21 protein-coding genes and 1 other RNA gene are annotated in these 16,449 nt (G+C 30.8%); 11 read left to right on the top strand and 11 right to left on the bottom strand.

Annotated elements, in window-relative coordinates; translation table 11 throughout:
- The 3 genes from AMO19_RS06965 to AMO19_RS06975 are packed head-to-tail and all read right to left on the bottom strand — an operon-like array spanning position 1 to position 2,822.
- A complete protein-coding gene (locus tag AMO19_RS06965; RefSeq protein WP_075507856.1) occupies positions 1–741 on the bottom strand; it encodes an ATP-binding cassette domain-containing protein in 741 nt (246 codons plus the stop codon).
- The gene (locus tag AMO19_RS06970) at positions 738–1,631 is read right to left on the bottom strand and encodes a putative selenate ABC transporter substrate-binding protein (RefSeq protein WP_075507857.1); all 894 of its coding nucleotides are present in this window, start codon (positions 1,629–1,631) and stop codon (positions 738–740) included. The genes AMO19_RS06965 and AMO19_RS06970 overlap by 4 nt, the downstream gene beginning before the upstream one ends.
- Before the next feature lie 12 nt (positions 1,632–1,643).
- Positions 1,644–2,822 (bottom strand): pyridoxal phosphate-dependent aminotransferase, encoded by a 1,179-nt coding sequence (locus AMO19_RS06975; protein ID WP_075507858.1) that lies wholly within the window; start codon positions 2,820–2,822, stop codon positions 1,644–1,646.
- Positions 2,823–2,983: 161 nt separating this feature from the next.
- Here AMO19_RS06975 and AMO19_RS06980 point away from each other — a divergent pair, with 161 nt between their 5' ends.
- From AMO19_RS06980 to AMO19_RS06990, 3 genes are all read left to right on the top strand, one after another.
- Positions 2,984–3,487: a uracil-DNA glycosylase gene (locus AMO19_RS06980; RefSeq protein ID WP_011818178.1), complete on the top strand. Its 504-nt coding sequence runs from the start codon at positions 2,984–2,986 to the stop codon at positions 3,485–3,487.
- 35 nt (positions 3,488–3,522) lie between these two features.
- Positions 3,523–4,740, top strand: a complete 1,218-nt coding sequence (gene ispG / locus AMO19_RS06985) for a (E)-4-hydroxy-3-methylbut-2-enyl-diphosphate synthase (RefSeq protein WP_011818179.1) — start codon at positions 3,523–3,525, stop codon at positions 4,738–4,740.
- A 61-nt stretch (positions 4,741–4,801) separates the two neighbouring features.
- Positions 4,802–6,136, top strand: a complete 1,335-nt coding sequence (locus AMO19_RS06990; protein ID WP_075507859.1) for a S41 family peptidase — start codon at positions 4,802–4,804, stop codon at positions 6,134–6,136.
- Here the strand turns inward: AMO19_RS06990 and nadA are convergent.
- Positions 6,133–7,092 (bottom strand): quinolinate synthase NadA, encoded by a 960-nt coding sequence (gene nadA, locus AMO19_RS06995; protein WP_075507860.1) that lies wholly within the window; start codon positions 7,090–7,092, stop codon positions 6,133–6,135. The genes AMO19_RS06990 and nadA overlap by 4 nt on opposite strands.
- A gap of 118 nt (positions 7,093–7,210) precedes the next feature.
- Between nadA and AMO19_RS07000 the strand changes: the two genes are divergently transcribed.
- Entirely contained in the window at positions 7,211–7,984 is a 774-nt protein-coding gene (locus AMO19_RS07000) for a TIGR04168 family protein (protein ID WP_257008978.1), read from the top strand.
- Between the two features lie 22 nt (positions 7,985–8,006).
- On the opposite strand, the gene AMO19_RS07005 is transcribed toward AMO19_RS07000, so the two are convergent.
- Positions 8,007–8,804: a methanol dehydrogenase gene (locus AMO19_RS07005; protein WP_075507862.1), complete on the bottom strand. Its 798-nt coding sequence runs from the start codon at positions 8,802–8,804 to the stop codon at positions 8,007–8,009.
- A gap of 31 nt (positions 8,805–8,835) precedes the next feature.
- Here AMO19_RS07005 and AMO19_RS07010 point away from each other — a divergent pair, with 31 nt between their 5' ends.
- Positions 8,836–10,026 carry an SAM-dependent methyltransferase gene (locus AMO19_RS07010; protein WP_075507863.1) on the top strand — a complete coding sequence of 397 codons (1,191 nt, stop codon included), beginning with the start codon at positions 8,836–8,838 and terminating at the stop codon, positions 10,024–10,026.
- On the opposite strand, the gene aroB is transcribed toward AMO19_RS07010, so the two are convergent.
- Positions 10,023–11,114, bottom strand: a complete 1,092-nt coding sequence (gene aroB, locus AMO19_RS07015) for a 3-dehydroquinate synthase (protein WP_075507864.1) — start codon at positions 11,112–11,114, stop codon at positions 10,023–10,025. The genes AMO19_RS07010 and aroB overlap by 4 nt on opposite strands.
- 124 nt (positions 11,115–11,238) lie before the next feature.
- Here aroB and AMO19_RS07020 point away from each other — a divergent pair, with 124 nt between their 5' ends.
- The 5 genes from AMO19_RS07020 to AMO19_RS08595 all read left to right on the top strand — a co-directional run bounded on the left by AMO19_RS07020 (position 11,239) and on the right by AMO19_RS08595 (position 13,372).
- A complete protein-coding gene (locus AMO19_RS07020; protein ID WP_075507865.1) occupies positions 11,239–12,429 on the top strand; it encodes a 5-(carboxyamino)imidazole ribonucleotide synthase in 1,191 nt (396 codons plus the stop codon).
- A gap of 17 nt (positions 12,430–12,446) precedes the next feature.
- A non-coding RNA gene (gene ssrS / locus AMO19_RS07025) (6S RNA) lies at positions 12,447–12,631 on the top strand.
- 162 nt (positions 12,632–12,793) lie between these two features.
- The gene (locus tag AMO19_RS07030) at positions 12,794–13,093 is read left to right on the top strand and encodes a DUF1651 domain-containing protein (protein WP_012007505.1); all 300 of its coding nucleotides are present in this window, start codon (positions 12,794–12,796) and stop codon (positions 13,091–13,093) included.
- Complete coding sequence (locus AMO19_RS08590) at positions 13,090–13,230, top strand: hypothetical protein (protein WP_179850533.1); 141 nt, start codon at positions 13,090–13,092, stop codon at positions 13,228–13,230. Before AMO19_RS07030 ends, AMO19_RS08590 begins: the two co-directional genes overlap by 4 nt.
- On the top strand, positions 13,205–13,372 hold the full coding sequence (locus AMO19_RS08595) for a hypothetical protein (protein ID WP_179850520.1): 168 nt from the start codon (positions 13,205–13,207) through the stop codon (positions 13,370–13,372). Before AMO19_RS08590 ends, AMO19_RS08595 begins: the two co-directional genes overlap by 26 nt.
- 123 nt (positions 13,373–13,495) lie before the next feature.
- Here the strand turns inward: AMO19_RS08595 and AMO19_RS07035 are convergent, their stop codons facing one another.
- From AMO19_RS07035 to AMO19_RS07050, 4 genes are all read right to left on the bottom strand, one after another.
- On the bottom strand, positions 13,496–14,245 hold the full coding sequence (locus AMO19_RS07035; RefSeq protein ID WP_075507866.1) for an NAD-dependent DNA ligase: 750 nt from the start codon (positions 14,243–14,245) through the stop codon (positions 13,496–13,498).
- Positions 14,246–14,440 (bottom strand): hypothetical protein, encoded by a 195-nt coding sequence (locus tag AMO19_RS07040; protein ID WP_257008979.1) that lies wholly within the window; start codon positions 14,438–14,440, stop codon positions 14,246–14,248.
- Positions 14,441–14,483: 43 nt separating this feature from the next.
- Positions 14,484–14,741: a Notch domain-containing protein gene (locus tag AMO19_RS07045; RefSeq protein WP_075507868.1), complete on the bottom strand. Its 258-nt coding sequence runs from the start codon at positions 14,739–14,741 to the stop codon at positions 14,484–14,486.
- 82 nt (positions 14,742–14,823) lie between these two features.
- Complete coding sequence (locus tag AMO19_RS07050; RefSeq protein ID WP_257008980.1) at positions 14,824–15,111, bottom strand: hypothetical protein; 288 nt, start codon at positions 15,109–15,111, stop codon at positions 14,824–14,826.
- 128 nt (positions 15,112–15,239) lie between these two features.
- Between AMO19_RS07050 and AMO19_RS07055 the strand changes: the two genes are divergently transcribed.
- Complete coding sequence (locus AMO19_RS07055; RefSeq protein WP_075507870.1) at positions 15,240–15,530, top strand: DUF1651 domain-containing protein; 291 nt, start codon at positions 15,240–15,242, stop codon at positions 15,528–15,530.
- 733 nt (positions 15,531–16,263) lie between these two features.
- Here AMO19_RS07055 and AMO19_RS07065 read toward each other — a convergent pair.
- The gene (locus AMO19_RS07065; protein WP_075507872.1) at positions 16,264–16,446 is read right to left on the bottom strand and encodes a hypothetical protein; all 183 of its coding nucleotides are present in this window, start codon (positions 16,444–16,446) and stop codon (positions 16,264–16,266) included.
- Between the last annotated feature and the right edge of the window lie 3 nt (positions 16,447–16,449).

Raw genomic sequence — 16,449 nt, forward strand, 5'->3', positions numbered from 1 at the left:
TTAATATATTTTGTCTAAATGAAACTTCTTTAAGTTATTTCTTTTAATATTGAAAAAAATTTTACCCTCCCTTATCCCAATTACTTTATCGAAATTGTTCAGCAAATCTAATCTATGTAATGCAACTAATGCCGTTTTTGGCGATTTTTTTGAATTATTTTTATCTACATTATCTAGCAGCAGGTTTTTAATTGTTGTTATCAATTTTGGATCTAAATTATTAAAAGGCTCATCTGCAAGTAATATATTTGATCCTTGAATCAATGATCTAGCTATAGCCACCCTTTGTTTTTGTCCCCCAGATAGTTTTCTGATTTTTTTGTCATAAATAGAGTTATGAAGTCTACATAATTGCATATATTCATGTGCCTTCTTGAAAGAACTTATATTTAGCAAATTTTTAAAAGCGAAATAAAAATTGTTTTCCGCTAGTAGTCCACAATTAACATTTTGTTCTGCTGAAAGATCTTCTATTAATCTTAAATCTTGCCAAATAGTTGTTATCTTTCGTTTCTGCTTTCTATCTAATTCCTCGTAACTTTTATTGAATAATTTAACCTCACCTTCAGTTGGCTTGATAGTGCCATTAAGTACTGATATTAATGTAGTTTTTCCTGAACCGCTTTTACCTAAAAGTGCAATTTTCTCCCCTGAATTTATTTTTAAATTCACTTTATTTAGAATCAGATTATTTTTGTATTTATAAGATATATTTTTTAATTCTAAGAGAGCATTATTCATCTAATTTTATTTAATTTCCTCCCGATTTCCTCTATATTTTTATACTGTTTTGCTTCTGCATTTATAAATCTTTTTGCATTGAACATATCTAAAATCCGTTTATGTAATTTTTGATTTATATCTAAATTTAGAATTACTGATTTAAGTTCTTTTGTAAACCCTTCCCCGAATCTATTTTCAAGATCACCTTGAGCTAGCCAATGATAGTCAACATATTCTGGTGTGATCCAGAATAATTCTAAATTACTTGTTCTTTTGGGATTATTTTTAAGATTGTTTTCCCAAACCTGTTTATTTAAAGCTCCAGCATCAAATGCTCCACTATTAACTAAAGCTATAGTGGCATCATGACTCCCACTAAAACCTGCTTTTTTCCCTTTAAAATGTTTAATTTCAACTCCTGCTTGATTTAAAAAATATTCTGGCATTAATCTTCCAGAAGTTGAGTTTTCAGAGCCAAAAGTAAATCTTAAATTCTTTAGTTTTTTAAGTCCTTTAATGTTTGAAATTGAGTTAATTTCTAAATTTTTGTTTACTATAAAAACACTTTTAAATTCCTTATCGATATCTCTTTGAGCTATGACAATTGAATTAGGTGTTTGTAATCTTGCTTGAACTCCTGATAAACCGCCAAACCAAACTAAATCTAAATCTTTAGTTCTAAATCCAGTTACTGCTGCAACATAATTAATAACAGGAATGTATTTAACTTCTACATCAAGTTGTTTGGATAATTCTTTTGAAAATAAATTAAATCTTTTGTCCAAAATATCTTGGTTTTGATCAGGTATTGCTCCAACTTTTAAAACTTTGGGATTTGAAAATACAGGTGATGAAAAAAAAGAAAATAATAGAGATGAACTTAGTAGGAAATTCTTTAAATTTAACATAACTTAGTTAAATCAATAGTATTCAGAGATTGCGTTTTCAAGCCTCTGCAGTCCATCTTTTATTTTAATTTCTGAAGCTGCACAAGATATTCTTATATATTGATCAGCTCCAAAAGCTTTTCCAGGTACAACAACTAATCCGTAATCTTGAAGAGCTTTATTGCAGAAATCAACAGAAGTAATTGAGGAGTTGGGTAATTTTGGAAATGCGTAAAATGCTCCGTTAGGTTCTTCAATATAAATCCCATTTATATTATTAAGCCCCTCATAGAGAAGTCTTCTTCTACGATCATAATGGCTATTTATCATTGAGAAAAACTCATTATTAATTTTTAAAGCCTCTAAAGCACCTTTTTGAACAAAAGAGCAAACATTACTTGTACTTTGACTTTGTAATGCTGAGGATGCTTTGATTACATCTTTGGGACCTACTAAATAACCTATTCTCCAGCCAGTCATAGCCCATCCTTTCGCAAACCCATTTATTATAAAAATTCTATCTTTTAAGTCATTTGCTAATGAAGATAAACTGTAGTGTTTAAATTCTTTTTTAAGGATTATTTCGTAAATCTCATCAGAAAGAATATTGATATTTGGATTTTCTCTAGCTAAATCGGCAATTTGTAATAATTCTTCCTTTGACATAACTCTCCCAGTAGGGTTATTAGGAGAATTGATAATTATAAATTTAGTTTTTGAAGAGATTTTAGACTTCAAATCTTCTATATTTATTTTGAATCCATCTTCTGCAGAAGAATTTGTAAAAATTGGCTTCCCACCCGCCAATCTAACCATCTGGGGATAACTTAACCAATATGGAGAAGGAATAATAACTTCGTCTCCAGTATTTAACAACACTTGGAAAAGATTATATATTGCTTGCTTAGCACCATTTGTGACCATTACATTTTCAAATTCATAATTTAAATCGTTTTGAATTTGAAGTTTATTTGCAATTGCTTTTCGGAGATCTAAATTCCCCGCTGCGGGCCCGTACTTTGTAAATCCATCAAATATAGCTTTACTTGTAGCCTCAATAACTTCTTTTGGGGCATCAAAATCAGGTTCACCTGCACTTAAATTGCAAATATCTACTCCTTCTGCAGATAATTGATTCGCTTTAGCACTTATCTGCAATGTAAGAGAAGGCTCAATTGAAAGTGCCCGATCAGATAAATTCACTTGACTCATTGACTTATAACTTTTCAAATATGACTTTTAATAATGACAAATGCATAAATTAAGAATAAATAAAACTATCACACTATGGTTCAATTTAGTTCATTTTCTTAATCTATTTTATTTTCATGTTTTGAGTTCTTAAGATAAAAATATTTAAAGTTTTATTTTCGGTGAAAAGGTTAGTAATTGGGAGAGGAAGTGTATTTGCAGATTTGTTAGTAATTGGTGAGGCACCTGGAGCCCAGGAAGATTTAGAAGGAAAACCTTATGTAGGTAAATCTGGTAAGTTATTAAACGAATTATTAATACAAGCTGGAATTGATTATAAGAAGGATGTTTATTTTTGTAATGTAATTAAATGTCGTCCACCAAATAATAGAAAACCCACTGCTAGAGAAATTAATATTCATAAACCTTGGTTATTGCAGCAAATAAAGTTAGTCGATCCAAAATTTATATTACTTACTGGTTCTACTGCTATGAGAGCTATTTTAGAAGTTAAAGATCCTATAAGTAATTTAAGAGGTCAATGGATTAAAAAAGATGGGAGAGAAATTATGGTAATTTTTCATCCATCTTATTTGTTGAGATTTCCTTCAAAAGAAATCAATAAACCTTACCATCTAACTTTGAAAGACTTAGAGAATGTAAGTGGTAAACTATATGCCGTATAATTTAGTGAAATCCTTTTTGAATATCAAGAATTTTAATGTCATTAACTCAATCTAAAGAGGTTAATAGTCTCTCCAAAAGATATTCAACTCATATTGAGAGAAGGATAACTAGAACAGTAATGGTGGGTGATATAGCTATTGGAAGTGATTATCCAGTAAGAGTTCAATCGATGATAAATGAAGATACTATGGATGTCGAAAATGCTTACTTAGCTATCAAAAGACTTCATGATGTGGGTTGTGAAATAGTTAGGTTAACTGTCCCTTCCTTAGCACATGCCAAAGCAGTAGGAGATATAAAGGCAAAATTACTAGAAAATAATATCAATACCCCCTTGGTGGCTGATGTTCACCATAATGGTATGAAAATTGCAATGGAAGTTGCAAAACATGTTGATAAAGTAAGAATTAATCCTGGATTGTTTGTTTTTGAAAAATCAGACCCTACAAGAACTGAATATACAGATGAGGAATTTGAAACTATTAAGCAAACAATACTTAAAAGATTTACCCCTTTAGTTGAAGTTTTAAAGGCTGAAAACAAAGCTCTAAGGATTGGAGTTAATCATGGGTCTCTATCTGAGAGGATGCTTTTTACTTATGGAGATACGCCATTAGGAATGACAGAATCTGCGATGGAGTTCGTCAAAATTTGTGATGAGCTTGATTTTCATAACATAATTATTTCTATGAAAGCTTCTAGGGCTCCGGTCATGATGGCAGCTTACAGAATGATTGCAGATAGGCTTGACTCAGAAGGATATAACTATCCCTTACATTTAGGAGTGACCGAAGCTGGTGATGGTGATTATGGAAGGATTAAAAGTACTGCTGGAATTGGAACGCTTTTAGCAGAGGGATTAGGAGATACCATCAGGGTTTCCTTAACAGAAGCTCCAGAAAAGGAAATACCAGTGTGCTATTCAATTTTGCAATCTTTAGGATTAAGAAAAACAATGGTTGAATACATCAGTTGCCCCAGTTGTGGTAGAACACTTTTCAATCTAGAAGAAGTTGTAGATAAAGTTAGGAACGCCACCTCACATTTGACGGGTCTAGATATAGCAATAATGGGATGTATTGTTAATGGGCCAGGAGAAATGGCAGATGCTGATTATGGTTATGTTGGAAAAGGTAAAGGAACTATTGCCTTATATAGAAGAAAAGAAGAGATTAAAAGAGTACCTGAAGATGAGGGTGTTAATGCTTTAATCCAACTTATTAAGGATGATGGGAAGTGGATTGATCCTTAAGGATTTGTCAAATTTCTGAATTATAAATAAATTCTTTTTATAATAAAAAATATCGAATTATTTGAAGATAAGAAAATTGCTTAAAAAAAAATATATATTTCTGTTTGCGACATCCTTTTCTGGGTTATTTTTAAATAATTTTGCAGAGGCAACAGTTTTAAATAATAGTTATAAAGAAGTAATTGATCATGTTTGGCAAATTGTATATAGAGATTTTCTTGATTCAAACGGCAAATTTCAAAAGTCCAATTGGATTAATCTAAGAAAAGAAGTTTTATCAAAAACATATTCAGACAGCAATGAAGCATATGATGCGATTAGAGATATGCTTTCTAATTTAGATGATTCTTATACAAGATTTTTAGAACCTAAGGAATTTAATCAAATGAGAATTGATACCTCTGGCGAATTAACTGGAGTTGGTATCCAAATAGTTAAAGATAAAGAATCTGATGATTTAATAATTATTTCTCCCATAGAGGGCACCCCTGCATTTGATGCTGGAATTAAAGCTAGAGATAAAATATTATCCATAGATGATATTTCTACTGAAGGTATGAATATTGAGGATGCAGTGAAATTAATAAGAGGACAAAGAGGTACTAAAGTAAAGCTTGAAATTCTTAGAGGTTCTCAATCCTTTTTTAAGACTTTATCAAGAGAAAAAATTGAAATAAAATCTGTATCAAGTAAAGTCAATCAAACCAAAAATGGCTTATCAATTGGCTATGTACGAATTAAACAATTTAATGCAAATGCATCCAAAGAAACTAGAGATGCTATTAAGGATTTAGAAACAAAAAAAGTCGCAGGATATGTTCTTGACTTGAGAAGTAATCCTGGAGGTTTATTAGAATCAAGCATTGATATCTCAAGGCACTTCATTAACAAAGGAGTAATAGTAAGTACAGTAAGTAAAGATGGTTTAAAAGAAACAAAAAAAGGAAACGGTAAAGCTCTAACAAAAAAGCCCTTAGTTGTCTTAGTTAATGAGGGTTCTGCTAGTGCTAGTGAAATAGTTTCTGGTGCAATAAAAGATAACAAAAGAGGAAAATTAGTTGGGAAGAAAACATTCGGTAAAGGTCTAGTTCAATCCATGAGAACTTTAGTTGATGGTTCAGGTCTAACTGTTACAGTCGCTAAGTATTTAACTCCGAACGGCACTGATATAAACAAATCTGGAATTATTCCAGACATAGAAGTAAGAATGAATATAAACCCTATACTTCAAAGAGAGATAGGAACTAGAAAAGATAAACAATATAGAGCTGGTGAAAAAGAGCTAATAAATATAATTAATAGAAAGAATCAGATAAGCGAATTTAATCCCGACACCACAAACCTTAATGCATTCCTAAAAATTAATAAGGAAGATAAAGTATTTTCATTAAATTAATTACTCATATCCAGCATTCTTTTTATTGGCACATAGGCTCTTCTTATTATTTCTGGGTCTAGTTCAATAGACGGGGAATTATTTTTCAAACAATCAAGAATTTTTTCTAAAGTATTTAATTTCATATATGGACACTCGTTACATTTACAACCTTCTACATCGGGAACTTCAATAAAAATTTTATTAGGTTCTTTCTTTTTCATTTGATGAATTATTCCAGGTTCAGTTAGTACCATGTAAGTTTTAGATGGATCTTTACTTACGAAATCAAGCAGCTTACTTGTTGATCCAATAAAGTCTGAGAGAATTAGTAAATTTTGACTACATTCAGGATGAGCAATTACTTTTGATCCTGGATTTTGATATTTTAATTTTAGAAGTGCTTCTTCACTAAATGATTCATGAACAATGCAGCTACCAGGCCATAATTTAAGATCTCTTCCTGAATTTTTCTGTACCCATCTCCCAAGGTTCTGATCTGGCGCAAATATTATCTTTTTATCTTCAGGTATCTTTTTAATTAATGAGACTGCATTACTGCTTGTACATATCAGATCACTTTGAGCTTTTACTTCTGCAGTACAATTTATATAACTTACGACATAGTGATCCGGATTTTCTTCCCTGAATTTTTGAAATTTATCTGAAGGACAATCGTCTGCTAATGAGCATCCTGCGTCAATATCCGGTAATAGGACTGTTTTATTAGGGCTAAGTATTTTTGCGGTTTCGGCCATAAAGTGCACACCGCAAAAAATTATTATATCTGCGTCATTATTTGCAGCTTTCCTAGATAGATCTAATGAATCGCCGATAAAATCTGCAATTTCCTGAATCTCTGGAGCTTGATAATAGTGCGCAAGAATAATTGCATTAGCTTTTCCGCAACGCTCCTTTATTTCAGAAATCAAATCTTCTTCGTTTTGAACTGATTTCTGTTTTGCAGTAGAAGTTATACTGGTCAGGATTTAGAATATCTCTAAATAGATTATATGCCTTTAAACAGAAAAAATTCTGACAAATTTAAAAATTGCTATTGTTGGTGACTGTCATGGTCAATGGTCTGAATTAGACTTGAAAGTTTTATCGATTATCAAACCAAATATTGTTTTATTTGTTGGTGATATTTCTGATGGAAGTGTCAAAATAATTAAAAAAATCAATGAGATCAAAATTCCTACTTTTGTGATTTTAGGAAATCATGATAGAGGGAAAGATTCTACAGGCGAAACTCTCTCAAAGCAGATACGTGTTCTTGGTGAAAAATATTGTGCATGGGATTTGAAAGTTTTTAATAATCAAATAAATTTATTGTCTGCTAGACCATGTAGTTCTGGCGGCGGCTATTATCTTTCAAAAGAAGTTAAAGGCGTTTATGGACCTATAACCGAACAAGATTCAATAAATAAAATTATCAAATGTTCAGAAGATACTGTTGAAGAAATACCTCTAATAATTATGTCTCATGCTGGTCCTTCGGGTTTAGGTTCAGAACCTAAAAGCATTTGTGGGAAAGACTGGAAATTACCCTCTTTAGATTGGGGAGATAGAGATTTGTCTGTGGCTATTTCCCAAATACAAAAGAGAAGAAAAGTTGATCTTGTAATTTTTGGTCATATGCACAACCGGCTTAAAAGAAATCTTGGTTTAAGAGAGATGTTTAAAATTGATAGCAAAGGAACAATTTATTTCAACACTGCTGTGGTGCCAAGATATAAAACTGCTGAAGATGGGAAATTACTAATTAACTTTTCATGGATTGAGTTTGAAAAAAAAGGATTAAGTCATGTTTCTCATCGATGGTATTCAGAGTCTGGTGAAATTCGTGAAGAAGATAAATTTTTTTAGGGTAAGATATTTTGTTTATTTTTTAAGTATTTTTGGGCTTTTCATATCTCGAAAATAATGTTTGAGACAAGATATAACCCGCAATTCCTGCGGCTATAAAAGCTAAACTATTTTTAAATAACGGTAATAAATCAGTTGTTCTGGATATTATTGGTGCCAGACCAAAAATTCCAAATAACATACCCCATAAAGGAGAAAGAAGAGCTAAAAAACCAATTGATATCACTTGACCTTCTTTTCTTGGAGCAGATGCAAAACCTGCTACTAAACCTCCAAGAATAGATGTACATAAAGTCCAAATATATTGCTCTTTGGGTAGGCCAGGGACAACTTGGCATCCTCCTCTTTCGAGACAAATTTTTACTGAATCAATTGCATCTAATACTGCACCATCCTCGCCATGATCTTTAACATAGTATTGGTTGCCAAATCTTGTTTGAAGTTCAACCCAAAACAACCTTGGCATAAAATTAAAATAAGCCTCTCCGACGTTAAAGTTCAGCAAATTTCCCCCTCTAGGATCTGCAACTATCAACAAACTTGTCTCATCTAAGTCCCAATAGTCCTTTATTGCGCTACCAGGTGAACTCTCAAACTGAGATAAATATTTTATTTTCCACCCACTTTCAATTTCTAGATTGTTGAGCTTTTCCTCTAAAGATTTTTTCTGATTAGGGCTTAATGTTTTAGCTAAATCAATAACGGGTGTTTTTTCTTCTGGTAAGAGATTTGGATTATTTATAGCGAAAACGGGTTTATGTGAAATTAAAACTAATATAGATAGAAATATTCCTAATAAATAGTTAATCTTTGAAGGCATAAATAAATTCTGTCTTTTTATATTTTCGCCGATGAATAGCTTACCCGCGAATAATCCAGATTGGTTAGTAAAAAAAATAATAAAAATGGGTGGAATTATAAGTTTTTATGACTTTATGAATTTTGCATTAAATGATCCTATTAATGGTTATTACGGCAGCGGCAAAGCTAATTTAGGCGTTCGGGGAGATTTTGTCACATCACCCTCTTTATCTGATGATTTTGCTTTTTTGGTTGGTAAACAAATAGAAGATTGGTTGATTCAGTTCAAAAATAGTTTTTTATCTAATCAGAAATTAGCTGTAATTGAATTTGGAGCAGGAGATGGAAGCTTTATGAGTGGATTAGTTAAATATTTTTTAGAAAATAACAAGAATTTGTTGGAAGGAGTTTCTTTTGTGATTATTGAACCTAATGAAGGGATGGTAGAAAAACAAAAAAATAAATTGGAGAAATTTTTAATATTAGGGATTGATATTTTATGGAAAGGTTTGGAAGAAGTAGATGAAAATAATATAAATGGAATAGTTCTTGCCAATGAGGTTTTGGATGCTTTGCCAGTAGAGAGAATAACCTTCTCAAAAGGAAAATTACTTCGACAAGCAGTTTCTATAGACAAAAAATCTCATAAATTATATTTTGATGAAATGCCAATTACAAGCGAATTGGGAAAAAGTATTGAACTTGCTAAAAGTGAGTTGGGAATTACTATCCCGCCTGAAGATGCTATTGAAGGATGGACGACAGAATGGCATATAGATAACTCAAAATGGTTAAAAGCTATTTATCAAAAAATTAACAATGGTATTTTATTGATAATTGATTACGCTAAAGAAGCTAAAAAATACTACACCTCTAAGAATTCAGATGGGACGATAGTTTCATATGAAAATCAAAAATTGACGAATAATGTTCTAGATTCTCCTGGAAATTGCGATTTAACATCTCATGTCTGCATAGAAACTTTAATTAATGATGCTGAGACTCTTGGATTTGATACTGTTGGAATAACTAAACAAGGAGAGGCTTTGTTGGCGCTTGGATTGGCAGAGAGACTTTATGGGATTCAGAAAGAAATTAAAGAGGATTTATCAAATGCCCTTTTAAGAAGAGAGGCATTACTTAGACTTGTTGATCCTGTTTGTTTAGGTGATTTTAAGTGGTTTGTTTTTAAAAAGTTAAATGAGAATAAAATGAATATAAAGTCAACCTGTTTACGTTAAGAAAAAAACTTTAAAAATAATGAATCTTCTACGTCATCATATATATCAACAGCACCAATTTCTTTCGGTAATATAAATCTCATTTTGCCATCACGAACTTTTTTATCGCCCATAAGTATTGTTAGAACCTCTTCTTTATTTATTTTGGGGATCTCGGTAGGAAGATCGTAACTTTTTAAAAGATTCTTCTGTCTCTCTAATTCTTCTTTAGACCATAACTCTTTCTCAATTGCTATTTTCCCCGCAATATTCATACCAATTGATATTGCCTCACCATGGAGAAATTTGCCGTATCCACATAAATTTTCAATAACGTGACCAAAAGAATGACCATAATTCAATATTGCTCTAACACCATTTTCATGTTCGTCTTGAGAAACAATATGAGACTTTGTTTTGATTGAACTATTAATTATTTTAATTAGATATTCATTTTTGAGATTTATAAGTTCATTTTTGTTTTTTTCAACTTCTAAGTATTCGAAAAGTTCTTTATCTCTTATCACTCCGTATTTTATTACTTCGGCCATGCCTGCACTAAATTCTCTTTTGGGCAAGCTTTTTAAAGTTTCTGGATCAATAAAAACTGCTTTAGGTTGATTGAAAGCTCCAATTAAATTTTTACCTTTTGGATGATTTACTCCTGTTTTTCCTCCCACAGATGAATCAACCATTGATAATAATGTTGTTGGAATCTGAATATATTCGATACCTCTTAGCCAAGTCGCAGCTGCAAAACCACTTACATCTCCAACAATTCCTCCCCCAAGGGCAATAATTATTGAATTTCTATCTAAGCCAAATTCAAATGCTACATCATATATTTCACTTAAGGTTTTTAAGTTTTTGTATGATTCTCCAGCCTTGATAAGGAACATTTTGGCCTGAAATTTATTATCTTTTAAATTATTTAAAAATTTTTTTCCATACAAATTTGATATTTCTTCATTTGAAATAACAAGTATTTTTCTATTCTTTGTTATTCCAATTTTTAAAAGTTCTTCGCTGATATTATTCAGTATTCCTGCTTCAATAGTTACTTCGTATGACTTTTCACCTAATGGGACTAATATTTTTCTCTTATTCACAATTGATTACCTAGTTAAAATTTATAAATATTTGGTATAAATACTTTATATATTAGCAAAATCTAAGCTCTAGATCCTTAAAAATTCAGTTGTTAAGAATTAGAAATGGTAATAAAATCATGCTATGAGTTTTAAAAAAAATATAAACGATATTAAAAAAAATTATTCCCTAGGAATAATTGGAGGAGGTCAACTGGCTTTGATGTTAACCGAGGCAGCAAAAAGAAGAGATTTAGAAGTATGTGTGCAAACAAAGTCTTGTGATGATCCTGCTGGTTCAAAAGCGGATCATGTCATAGAAGCTGATCCTTTAAAGATAAGAGGTAATAAATCATTAATTAATGAATGTGAAAAAATAATTTTTGAAAATGAATGGATAAAAATTGATAAATTAAATTTAATTGATAATAACGATATTTTTGTTCCAAGTCTTAATGCAATAAAGCCTTTAGTAGATAGGTTTTCTCAAAAAAAATTAATAGATAGAATGAATATCCCCTGTCCAAAATGGATAAAGATTGAAGATTTTAAGAATCTTTCGGATGAGGAAATCAATAATTGGACTTTCCCTTTAATGGCAAAATCAAATAAAGGTGGATACGACGGTAAAGGGAACAAAAAAATAAAGACAAAAGAAGATTTAGATTCTTTTTTAATAGAGAATAATTCTGATGAGTGGTTAATAGAAGAATGGATAGAGTATGAAAAAGAACTAGCTCTTGTTGGTTCGAGAGATAGAACCGGTAAGATAAGATTCTTCCCAATCGTTGAGACATTCCAATCAAATCATATTTGTGATTGGGTTCTTGCACCTGGAACAAATGAATATGATTTGAACTTATTTGCAATAAATATTTTCTCTTCAATAGTCAATGAACTTAATTACGTTGGAGTTTTAGCTATTGAATTCTTCTATGGCGATAATGGTCTTTTAATTAATGAAATAGCTCCTAGAACACATAACTCAGCTCATTTCTCTATTGAAGCTTGTACTTCAAGTCAGTTTGATCAATATGTTTGCATTTCTTCTGGGATAATGCCACCTGAAATTAAAATGAATTGTGAAGGGGCAATTATGATAAATCTACTGGGATTAAAAAAGAATTTCCCAATCTCAATGGAAACCAGAATTAAAATGTTATCTGAAATTGAGGGTTCTAATATTCATTGTTATGGCAAATCTCGAGAAATTCTGGGAAGAAAAATGGCTCACATCACATTTTTATTGAATGGTAAAACGCATTCAGAAAGATACGATGAAGCTCAAATTTTATTAACTATGGTAAGAGACATTTGGCCATCACCAAATGCATAAAAAAATAAGTTAGAGTTAGATTACTGGATCTTTGGTTAAGTTCTTCTTTATGTGCTCTGATCTGACTCTCTTTCGACATGAGGAGACTGTCGTGATGCGGTAGTAAACCGATCTTGTAATCGGAAACGAAAGCCCACTTTGAATCCTCTTCTGGCATTTCCAGGTCGATGCAGCAGAGAACTGACGGGGATCCGGTTTTACCTATTAAAATGCTTGCTATAACAGGCTTTTGGTAGGTATTTTATTTTTTTGAAATAACTGAGCTGTTTTTATTCTCTATTAGTGTAAATAATTTATTTGCCTAAATACTTGACGATCCATTTCTAATGTATTTATATTAGTAGTACAAATGTATTACTAAGTAATGACTTTAGGAGGCGCTAATGTTTGGACTAATTTTTCTTACGGTTATCGTAATGAGTCCCCAAGTGGTTGGTTGCTTAGCCCAGACCGCAGCAGATTAATTTTATTTATAAGGAATAAAAAATCTCCAAGAAATAGTATGAGAATTTTTGCTCATACATATTATGCAAATGATCTTGGTGAGCCAATGGCAATTAAATCATCCACTCAAATGTATTTGGATAATGCTTGGGATAAATGGCATGACCTTCAATTAGAAGGCTGGACTTTTGAAGAACTTGAATTACCTGAATCTGTATGACTAACTTAAATCCAATCAAAAAGAAATTATCAAAAGTAGATAGAAAGATATCTATGCAAGACCCATCAAAATTATTAGCAGAATTTTTTAATGGTGTCGTCATTGAACTTGATGAAGAATATAAATATGACACATAGAGAATTAATAGATCAAGTTTCCGCAAATTTATTTAAACAAAGTGGAAAGTTAGAAAGCAGAAGATCTTGGTTGGCAATGAGAAATTATCTTGAACAATTAGATACCGAACAACTTAAATCCATGCTTAAGGACCACCGATGATTTAAAAACTTTATTTAGTTTTTATTTTTTTCTTAATTCTTAGATAACCGTAAGTTGCAAAGCCAACCAAAAACATATCCAAGTAAATATGCCAAGTAGGAAAAATCTGGTGCATTAATTCCATTAACGTTTTATTGCTACTTGCCAATAAGGATAATCTAAATTTGATTTTTCTCTAATCAATTGTAATTTTCTAGAATTTATTTTTACTACTATTCCATCTGTTGGATATTTACTAAAAAGCTTCCCTTCTAGCCATTGTTTTCTAAATACTTCAACTTGGCTCGTAAAGTTGCATGAAATATCCTGAGGGACCTTGAAGCCAAGCTTTGAAAGACTTTTTTTGGATTCATATTGGTTAAGTGTTGAATTAAGTATTTGAAATGCGCAGAAGCTAAGACTTTTAGAAAATCCTTCTTTAGCTCTTAGAAATCCAGAAGCGATTCTCTGGGAGATATTTGGACTTTGGTTGGGTGCATATAATTCACCTCTAACTTGAAGAATTCCTCTTAAAGGGAGATTATTGGGAATGTCTTGTAATTTAATAAGTTTACTAGTAACATCTGCCCCTTTTCTTGAAATTGCTTTCTCCAAGGTTCCATCCCTATATTGCAAAGCAACAGCACAACCATCAATTTTTGGTTCAATTATTAATCTGGTATTTACTAATAATCCTTTCAAAAATTCATCTATTGAATCCTTTTCTAATGAAGGTAAAACTAGTTTATTTTTCTTTTTAAAGTAATCACAATTAGGGTTTGTTCTTAATAAATTTTTTTCAAGTTGGTCGAACTGCTTATCAGAGATTAACGCATTACCATTTCTATAATTATCGTCAAACCATTCAATTCGTTCTTCTAAATAAGTCTTCATTTAATACGATGGCTTAAGTTTTTGGCTAGGTATCCAACTTGGTTTATCTATAATCCATTTTTCTCTATCTTCATATTTAACAGTCCATAAAAGAAATGAAGAAATTTCTTTAAGAGTTATGCCAACCAAATATCTTGTTTTTGGACTTATTGATATAAATCCAAATAATAATATTAATAAAATAAGTTTTAACATACCTTTAATCATTTAAAAACTCAGCGTAATTATTGCGAACTTTTTAATTAATGCAATTCTTATAACCTTCAATCTTTGCTAGTTCATCAATATTCAAACCTGTTTCTTCAAGTAAAGTTTCTCCAATATCGTCCTTATTAAATTTAGTTAAAGCTCCTTTAGTAGAATACTTAATACATTGGTTTTTGTATGTTGCTTCTTTGATAACAGGAGATAAATAAAAACCAAACAAGAGGATAAAAGCTCCATAGGTTACAACTTTTCTATGGTTTTTCCACCATTCATAAAATTTATTGGACACGATAAATAAATGACTATTTTCTATTTTAAATTGACTATCAACAAATTACTTTAGAAATTTAAGGATTGGTTAATTTATTGTTTTATTCATTAATAGATTTAACCCAAGAATAATATCTTGATTTTCTAATCCTTTGCTCTTTCGAGACTAATCTATCCGCAGATTCTAGGGGTGATTCTCCTTTCTCAACTTTTGTTGTAATAGAAATACCAAAACCTTTTGCTTCAATTTTTGCAATGCCACCCTCTAAAAAAAATAAAAAAGACCAACCTTTGTTCCATCCTAAATAGAAGGGATTTCGATACATTGAATTTTTTTGGAGATACTCTTTAAATGATATTTTCCTTTTCAAGGAGTTACTTGTATTCACTATTACCAAATAAGAAGTTTACGGCTGATTATTTTGGATACTAATTTTAGTATTTAAATAATTATCAGAGGCATACTTGACGTCTACGAATAGTACATTTATATTAATAGTACAACTGTATTATCTTCATGGCTTCAGGAGTTGCTAATGTTCGGACTTATTTTTATAGTGGCAGCCTTATTGACCCCCCAACTGGCTGGTTGTTTAACAAAAAAAGTGGTTTATTAATTTTTTTTGAGAGTTATAAGAAATCTGTATCTAATAACTTAAAAGTATATACTCATCTTTTCTATGCAAATGAATTAGGTGAACCAGCCCGACTTAAAAATTCAAGACTCCATTCTATTGAGTGCGCTTGTGAAACATGGAATGAATTGATCTCAGGAGGTTGGCAAATTGTTACTAATAAATTCCAGTAATCATGATCAAGGTTAATTCGTCAAAATGGGAATATCTAAAAGAATCTACCCTAAAACGAAAACGAACAAAGATTTGTATTACTTGCAATCACTTTCGCTACAGCACTACAGAAACTTTTGCTACTATCTTGATCTGTCCAAAATACGAAAAACGCATACCACAGGGTGATCATTTACTTAAAGGCTGTGAGTATTGGCAAAAAAATAGTACGATATTTTCTCCTAAAGCATCTTAATTATTCTTTAATTAAACTTCTCTAAGTAGAGATATTTAATTATGTAAACAAAGCATTATTTTATACAACTTAAAAAATTCTTTTTAAGTAATTTTGAAGCATGATTCAATTCTACTTTTCCATATTTTTATTAGTTGTGCTCACATTTTTTGCACTTTTATTAGATGCCCCAGAATTGGCATCTTTAATTCAAACATTTTAGAAAATAACAAATCAGCATTTTTACTGATTTACTTTCTTAATTAGTAAGGCTTAGGTTTAACTTGTTGAATAGGAGGGATCTAATGATTGACAGTCCACCAGAGGAGTTTAATTATAAAATTTAAATCTAGATAAAACTAATGCTAAATCTGGAATGAATCTTCTATTTGAGATTCATTCCTTTTTAATTTCTTTCTAAAAATTGTAAATTATAAATATTAAATTTTAAAAATTAAAAAATCTTTTCATATTAAAATGATTTGAGGCTTAATTCTCTTCTTAGACAGTGGCTAACTTTACCTAAATCCAAAACCATTTTTTTTCTCCTCATTTTCTGCCCATTCATTCATAATTAGTTTTAGTAAACTTTTAACTTCCAAATTCGAAGCATCAGTATCTTTTTGAAGATTTATACAAATGTTTTTAATTTCCTCATAAGCATTATCAATTAATATTGTTTTTTGATCTGGATTAGCCATAGA

The sequence above is a fragment of the Prochlorococcus marinus genome, assembly GCF_001180245.1.
GTDB classification, from domain to species: domain Bacteria; phylum Cyanobacteriota; class Cyanobacteriia; order PCC-6307; family Cyanobiaceae; genus Prochlorococcus_A; species Prochlorococcus_A marinus_F.